Source organism: Pseudomonas tremae, from assembly GCF_001401155.1.
GTDB lineage: Bacteria > Pseudomonadota > Gammaproteobacteria > Pseudomonadales > Pseudomonadaceae > Aquipseudomonas > Aquipseudomonas tremae.
On sequence record NZ_LJRO01000349.1, the window covers coordinates 1 to 356 of the forward strand.

At 61.8% G+C, this 356-nt stretch carries 1 protein-coding gene and 1 pseudogene; both read left to right on the top strand.

Translation table 11 applies throughout. From position 1 onward, the window contains the following. Nucleotides 1–165, top strand: a pseudogene (locus ALO43_RS18820) (ABC transporter permease); the annotation flags it as partial. Next, nucleotides 162–356, top strand: a 195-nt coding sequence (locus tag ALO43_RS18825) for an ATP-binding cassette domain-containing protein (protein ID WP_157062342.1), incomplete at its 3' end; no start/stop codon positions are given. The pseudogene ALO43_RS18820 and the gene ALO43_RS18825, both read left to right, overlap by 4 nt.

The window sequence follows — 356 nt, forward strand, 5'->3', positions numbered from 1 at the left end:
TTTGGTGCCGAACCACCGGCTGCCGAATGGGGCACGCTGATCGCCAATGGTCGTCACTTCCTGATGACCGCGCCCTGGGTGTCGCTGCTGCCGGGCCTGTTCGTGGTTGGCGTAGTGTTCAGCTTCAACCACATCGCCGGCACTCTGGAAGAGACTCAACGATGACCGATACCGCCCAACTGATCGACATTCGTCATCTGAGTGTCGCCTACCGTTTCGACGGCCAGACCAACCAGGCCGTGCGCGGCGTCTCGTTTCAGGTGGCCAGGGGTGAAACCGTGGCAATTGTCGGTGAATCCGGGTCCGGCAAGTCGACCCTGGCCAACGCCATACTCGGCCTGTTGCCAGACAACGCG